The following is a 6,486-nucleotide window of genomic DNA, read 5'->3' on the forward strand; positions in this document are numbered from 1 at the left end:
CCCCGCGCCCTCGTAACTTATTAATGGCTTTGTACGCCATTGAAGCCTTCGATCAGCAATGATATATACTGCCGATATCATATATCGGAGTTATCTCATGAGAACGTTGGTGGATATCGGCGACCCAGAAGTCAAAGCGCTGGACCGGCTGGCACAGCGGGAAAAAATGTCTAGGGCAGCGCTGATCCGAAAGGCGATCAATGACTTTCTGGCCAGGAACAATGCCGATGTTGAAGCAGAAGCGTTCGGCCTCTGGGGCGATCGACAGATCGATGGCTTGACCTATCAGGAAAACATGCGCAGCGAATGGTAAAGTCTCTGTTCGACACCAATGTCTTAATCGACTATCTCAACGCAGTTCCGCAAGCGCGAGGCGAACTGGCAAGATATCGCGAGAAGGCGATTAGCATCATCACCTGGATGGAGGTTCTCGTCGGTGCCAAGCCTGAGGTTGCGATCGGAACGCGCGCTTTCCTGGCGGGCTTTGCAGTCCTCGCTGTCGATGACGCCATAGCCGAACGAGCAGTATCTCTGCGACAACTTCATCGTATCAAGCTTCCCGATGCCATAATCTGGGCAACGGCCAATGTTCACTCGATGTTGCTGATTACACGAAACACAAAGGATTTCCCTCCCGAATTGCCCGAAATACGAGTGCCTTACGAAATCTGACCTAAAATCTGCGCTGTCGCCAGCACGTATCAAAGGTTCGATTTCCGCTCAGCTCCGCGGCGAAAAGTCACCGTCGCGCCGAGGATCAGACTAGCAATCCTGTCGCTCGCACATGTGATGCCCGGCATGCCGATGGCCGGGCGCTGACCGACAATCATCTCGCCGCCTTCCGGCTGCCCGATGGTTGCCGGCGCCTCTACATCGCAGCTGACGCCGATGCCACCAGCCGCCACGGAATCGCGGGATTAAGCCGCCGCGCCCAGACGCTCGGGATCCTGCCGCTGGTGCTCGCCCCGGAGCTCGGCGACTTCAATGAGGATCTGCGCCGGCTCGGCCCGGAGCGGCTGATCGCCAATCTCAGGGCCCAACTCGGCCCGGAAGACGCTCTGGTCTTTCTGGTCGCATAATCGTGGCGAAAGGGCAGGTGAGGGCCCGGGCCTAGCAGGATGGCCGGTTCCTTGGCGGCCGCCGTTCGGGTGGGCGCGCGCCCGCGGGCCTGCCGAGAGGCGACCCTTACCATGCGGCGGGTGGGCCTTCAGCGGGTCGGTCAGGTTTGTTCCCCTGGCTAGGGTCGCGTTCGGCCCGTAGCAGCGACAGGACCGAAATATTCGCGACCGAGCAGCAGCCGTGGCCCATTTTCTCGTTCTCCACATCGGAAATCTCAGAAAGGCTCCAAACCGACTGCGATGCCGCCGGTCATCACCTGATTTCGCGTTAATATCGCGGCAATCGCAGTGCAAGGGATTCCGCCAGCCGACACTGCCGGGCGTGCCGTTTGAAATCCGGTATTCGACCTCGGAGCGACAGCTCCACACGGTATTGCACATGGCCCGGGCTCGATGCGATTGCTGCGGCGGTTTCGCTGAGCCGGTGTAGGATTGCGCAGCTGGCACGTGCTTCCCGCTTGTGGTGGCCGGGACCGGCGAGATCTTGCCCAGAACGGTGGCGGGAATTTCAAGGCTCCTGGGTCCCTCACAACCGCCAAGGGCTATCGTGATGGTTGTCCCCGCGTCCGGTCGCAATCCGGGACCATTCCCGTTCTCTTGTGTCGCCTTTCTAAGGGACCGGCCGCCGTCAGCGTCAACCCGCAAGGGGTTCCCCTGCGCTGGCGCTCCGGTGACGCCTGCGGCTCGGTCCCTTCTTCGGGCGCCGTCGGGAATGGTCCCGAGCAACCGAAGGAGACATCCAATGGCAACCACCATCGCAACCCTGACGCAGAAGACCGACGGCAGCCTTGAAGGCATCTTTGCCACCATCCGGGTCAACGCCCCGATCGCCATCGTCCCCAACGCCAGCAAGGCGAGCGACGACGCACCCGACTACCGCATCATCCACCGTAAGACCGGCTTCGAAATCGGGGCGGCGTGGAACCGCATTGCCCGCCAGACCGGCGAGGAATATCTCTCCGTCAAGCTGGAGGCCCCTGAGATCGGCGTGATCTTCGGCAACGTCGCCCAGGCTCCTGGCGGTGATCCCGGCAAGAAAGTCATCCTCTGGAACAGCCCGAACTGAAGAGCGACTCGAGCGGCCCCGAGCGATCGGGGCCGCCTTCGCCGTTTCGCGATTTGTTACGGGCGGTATCGGGAGTGAACGCGGGCGTCGAGCCCGCATTCACTCCTACTGTCGTGCCACACGAGACCAAGGACTGTCTGCTCAGATATCCAATTCTGCCGTGAGGCTCGTGCCGCCTCAAGGACTTCGCGGCCCCTCCAATTTTCAGCCGGCGCCCTGAAAGGCACCGTCAGAAAATCGGTTCCTCCGCTCGCCGGCTCCGCCGGTCGCTGACGCGATCCTTGACCCGGCCCGACCCCCACGACCCGGGGCGTCATCTTTCACATCATTCAGGAGATGACGACGATGACGATTGCACTCGAAATTCAGGTTGAAGAACTGCGCGCCGAGCTCAGGAACGCCGATCCCGCCGAGCGCCGTCAGATCGAAGCGGAGCTGGAGATCGCTCAGGCCGAACTGACTGTAGCGATCGCCGAACAGGAGGGCACCATCGATGCTGCGCCACCCTTCTGAGGGCGGCGTTTGCCATCCCGCCTGGGTCGGCACGCCGGATCGGCCGGCGCGTCGACCCGAAGCTGCGCTTGACACCAATGATCACGGGCTAGGATCAGAAGTGTTTCCGCAGAAAGCCCAGGCCATGGGTTCACATCGTGCTTTCGTGTTCGGTCCATAACCACGTGCCCGTTTTGATCGGAGAAGATCGAGGAACATATGAACGGCATCCTCTTCCTTGTCGAAGTGATGCACCATGGCCTGGCCGGTCGTTCCGATGCGTCCCCATCGCCGCGTCAGGGAAGGCGTGCCGAACAGTGTTGGTTCGATCGCGAGCACATAGAAGCGCGCCATATTTTTTGGTCGCGTCCGTGCGTTCGATATAGAGCTGATAGGGCTGAGCGAGCATGACGGAAGAATCGCTTATTCCAGCTTTTGCGTCCAACGACACTTGTGAATCAGTCGACCCGCACCGATTCATTTTCATGATGATTATCGAAGGTTGGGAATTTGGATTCGGGCGAGGCGGCCAATGGTCGCCGGGGGCTATTCGCTTCGATCACGCAAGCCCACAAGCGACCTACCCCTCCGGTCGCGCCGCTCTCGTTGGATGATGTGAGCGAATGATCGCCGAGGGGTTCTATCCTCGATGCGTCTCCCGCCGGCTCACGCCGGAAGCGGTCGCGGCCCCTTCGGGTCCGCGGGTCTTCTTCTCTCTGACGTCCTATTTTACTCCAGCAAATCCGGCGTCAAGGACGGCGCGGTCTCCCCCAATTTTTCCGCCGCTGCGTTTCACTGCGCTCTGGAAAAATCGGTTCCGCCGCTTGCAAGCCGCGTTCCGCGGTCCTTGACCCCTCTTTGCAACAGAGGCGCCGATCTCCGTCATCAAGATGAAGGAGATCCTATTATGACAACCGATCAGAACCTCATGCTCTACACCAAGCTTGCCGGTTTCCGACTCGTCGTCCTGGCAAACCGCTTCGGCTGCGACAGCAGCTTCTCGCGCGAGCTTCACGATCGCCTGGTCGATGGACTCGAGGCGGCAATTGATCGGATCCACGTCATCATGGAATTGCAACGGAGGGTTCTCATCGGGGACGATGAATTCGCCGAATATCAGCTGGAGGGTGAGAACGAGATTTTCCGGCGCTTCGCCATCAGTCTGCTGGACGATCTCGAAATCGATCGCGACACGCACGAATTCAGCGTCAACGGCGCCGATTGGGTGAACGCTTGGGCTGTCGACGACACTGGCGTCGATATCAACTATCCCAAGCTCGTCGCGCTTATCGCGGACGAACTCGGCTCGCTGGCGCCAATCATCAAGGATATCACGTTAGCAACCGGCATACCCGTCTATGTGGCGCGTGCCGTTCAATGGGCCGGGTAGCAGCGCCCAATTCTGGTGATTCGCAAACAAGGCAGTCTCTCAGTCGGCGGTCGTCTCTAAAGCGGAATTGATCGTTTTGTACTCACCCGATCTGCGAAGAACAACATGTGAATGGAATTGAGGTTTTGGCCGCAGATCAGGAGCGGTGGCTTACCGCCCCATCCCGGCCAATCGCTATATTCCCGTAGAGCGTAAAAGCCGACCATAGCTCAGAACGCATGGCTCCCCATTACCACTGGCCTTGGTCGGCGCAGGGGCAGCGCCCACCCGGTCAACAGTCCAGCAAGCGGCCCGAAGAAAAGTTCGGGCAAAGGCGCTGAGCGCCGAGCCAGTATTCACTCTTGCTCGACATGCCATGAGGCCATCGCCAGCTGTTGCCCATCGCTATACTAACTAGAATAAAATAGTTAAATAGGCTATCTTGCATCGGCCCCAAAACGTCGCAGCCGAAGTTCCGGCCAGGCGCCCATGTTCCGGAAAAGCGGCATCGGCCCTCCGGTCCGATCGGTTCGAGGGCGCAATATACGTCGCTGGCGCGACGTGCTTGGAAGGTGCGGAGCCATCAGTGGCGATCATGTTCGTCAGAGCGCAGGTGATCAGCAGGGGAGCGGGGCGCAGCATCGTCTCGGCCGCCGCCTATCGTCATCGCGCCCGGATGATGGACGAACAGGCCGGAACGTCCTTCAGCTATCGTGGTGGGTCGCGGGAGCTGGTGCATGAGGAGCTGGCGCTGCCGGAGCAGATCCCGGCCTGGCTGAGGGCGGCGATCGACGGCCAGTCCGTTGCCGGCGCCAGTGAGGCGCTCTGGAACGCCGTCGATGCTTTCGAGACCAGAGCCGATGGGCAACTCGCCCGCGAGCTGATCATCGCACTGCCGGAGGAATTGACGCGAGCGGAGAACATCGCGCTTGTCCGGGAGTTCGTCCGCGACAATCTCACCTCGAAGGGAATGGTGGCCGACTGGGTCTATCATGACAAGGACGGCAATCCGCATATCCACCTGATGACGACGCTGAGGCCTCTGACGGAGGAGGGGTTCGGAGCAAAGAAGGTCCCTGTTCTGGGCGAAGACCGCAAGCCGCTGCGTGTCGTCACGCCTGATCGACCGAATGGCAAGATCGTCTATAAGGTGTGGGCAGGCGACAAGGAAACCTTGAAGGCGTGGAAGATCGCCTGGGCGGAGACGGCCAACCGGCACCTGGCGCTTGCCGGTCATGAGATCCGGCTCGATGGCCGCTCATATGCCGAGCAGGGTTTCGGCGGTACCGCGCAAAGGCATCTCGGGCCGGAGAAGGCGGCATTGGCGCGAAAGAGGAGGGAGCTCTATTTCGCACCGGCCGATCTCGCCCGCCGGCAGGAGATGGCTGACCGGCTGGTGGCAGAGCCAGAGCTTCTCTTGAAGCAGCTCGGCAATGAGCGCTCCACCTTCGACGAGAAGGATATCGCCAAGGCGCTGCATCGATATGTCGACGATCCGGCAGACTTCGCCAACATCCGCGCCCGGCTGATGGCGTCGGATGAACTTGTGATGCTGAAGCCGCAGGAGATCGATGGAGAAACGCTTAAGGTCTCAGACCCGGCAGTCTTCACCACACGCGAGATACTGCGCATCGAATATGACATGGCGCGTTCGGCTCGGGTTCTTTCGGAGCAAGCAGGCTTCGGCGTTTCGGCTCGGCGGGTCGATGCGGCGATCAAGCGCGTCGAGACCGGCGATCCGGAAAAGCCGTTGAGGTTGGATGCGGAGCAGGTCGATGCCATCCGTCATGTCACCGGCGATAGCGGCATTGCGGCTGTTGTCGGCCTTGCCGGCGCCGGCAAGTCGACGCTGCTGGCGGCAGCCCGCCTTGCCTGGGAAGGCCAGGGGCGCGGGGTGATCGGTGCAGCGCTTGCGGGCAAGGCAGCGGAAGGCTTGGAAGACAGTTCCGGCATTAGGTCGCGAACGCTCGCCGGCTGGGAACTGGCCTGGGCCACTGGGCGCGACACACTCCATCGTGGTGATGTGCTCGTCATCGATGAAGCCGGCATGGTGTCATCGCAACAGATGGCCCGTGTGCTTGACATCGTCGAGGAGGCGGGCGCGAAAGTCGTTCTCGTCGGCGACGCCATGCAGCTCCAGCCGATCCAGGCGGGTGCTGCCTTTCGGGCGATCAGCGACCGCATCGGTTTTGCCGAGCTTGCCGGTGTTCGCCGACAGCGTGAAGAATGGGCGCGAGAGGCCTCGCGGCTCTTTGCCCGCGGCGAGATCGAGAAAGGTCTCGACGTTTATGCCCGGCATGGTCACCTTGCCGAGGCGGGCACGCGCGCGGAAACGATCGAGCGGATTGTCGCCGACTGGAGCCAGGCGCGCAGAGAGGCAATCGTTCAATCCGTTTCCGAGGGCAGGGATGGTCGGCTGCGCGGCGACGAACTGCTCGTGC

6 protein-coding genes and 2 pseudogenes are annotated in these 6,486 nt (G+C 61.1%); 7 read left to right on the forward strand and 1 reads right to left on the reverse strand.

Annotated features, from left to right (window positions below; all coding sequences use genetic code 11):
• Positions 1–109 precede the first annotated feature (109 nt).
• The 5 genes and pseudogenes from PH551_RS30800 to PH551_RS30820 all read left to right on the forward strand — a co-directional run bounded on the left by PH551_RS30800 (position 110) and on the right by PH551_RS30820 (position 2,697).
• Positions 110–313: a ribbon-helix-helix domain-containing protein gene (locus PH551_RS30800; RefSeq protein ID WP_285196204.1), complete on the forward strand. Its 204-nt coding sequence runs from the start codon at positions 110–112 to the stop codon at positions 311–313.
• Entirely contained in the window at positions 307–672 is a 366-nt protein-coding gene (locus PH551_RS30805) for a type II toxin-antitoxin system VapC family toxin (RefSeq protein ID WP_085780891.1), read from the forward strand. Before PH551_RS30800 ends, PH551_RS30805 begins: the two co-directional genes overlap by 7 nt.
• A 96-nt stretch (positions 673–768) precedes the next feature.
• Positions 769–1,079, forward strand: a pseudogene (locus PH551_RS30810) (toprim domain-containing protein); the annotation flags it as partial.
• 781 nt (positions 1,080–1,860) lie between these two features.
• The gene (locus PH551_RS30815; RefSeq protein ID WP_085780892.1) at positions 1,861–2,184 is read left to right on the forward strand and encodes a DUF736 domain-containing protein; all 324 of its coding nucleotides are present in this window, start codon (positions 1,861–1,863) and stop codon (positions 2,182–2,184) included.
• Between the two features lie 345 nt (positions 2,185–2,529).
• Entirely contained in the window at positions 2,530–2,697 is a 168-nt protein-coding gene (locus tag PH551_RS30820; RefSeq protein ID WP_285196208.1) for a hypothetical protein, read from the forward strand.
• An 81-nt stretch (positions 2,698–2,778) separates the two neighbouring features.
• On the opposite strand, the pseudogene PH551_RS30825 reads toward PH551_RS30820, so the two are convergent.
• A pseudogene (locus PH551_RS30825) lies at positions 2,779–3,085 on the reverse strand (WGR domain-containing protein).
• A 498-nt stretch (positions 3,086–3,583) separates the two neighbouring features.
• On the opposite strand from PH551_RS30825, the gene PH551_RS30830 reads away from it, so the two are divergent.
• Together PH551_RS30830 and traA are read left to right on the forward strand one after the other, a co-directional pair.
• Positions 3,584–4,066, forward strand: a complete 483-nt coding sequence (locus tag PH551_RS30830) for a hypothetical protein (RefSeq protein WP_285196205.1) — start codon at positions 3,584–3,586, stop codon at positions 4,064–4,066.
• Between the two features lie 565 nt (positions 4,067–4,631).
• Positions 4,632–6,486 (forward strand): Ti-type conjugative transfer relaxase TraA (gene traA, locus PH551_RS30835; protein WP_285196206.1); only part of this gene is annotated, 1,855 nt, incomplete at its 3' end.

This window comes from Rhizobium atlanticum, from assembly GCF_030182485.1.
Classification (GTDB): domain Bacteria; phylum Pseudomonadota; class Alphaproteobacteria; order Rhizobiales; family Rhizobiaceae; genus Rhizobium.

Excerpts from the sequence above, each read along its gene's own strand:
- PH551_RS30815 (WP_085780892.1), top strand. The coding sequence starts at position 1,861 with ATGGCAACCACCATCGCAACCCTGACGCAGAAGACCGACGGCAGCCTT.
- PH551_RS30820 (WP_285196208.1), top strand. The coding sequence starts at position 2,530 with ATGACGATTGCACTCGAAATTCAGGTTGAAGAACTGCGCGCCGAGCTC.
- PH551_RS30830 (WP_285196205.1), top strand. The coding sequence starts at position 3,584 with ATGACAACCGATCAGAACCTCATGCTCTACACCAAGCTTGCCGGTTTC.
- PH551_RS30805 (WP_085780891.1), top strand. The coding sequence starts at position 307 with ATGGTAAAGTCTCTGTTCGACACCAATGTCTTAATCGACTATCTCAAC.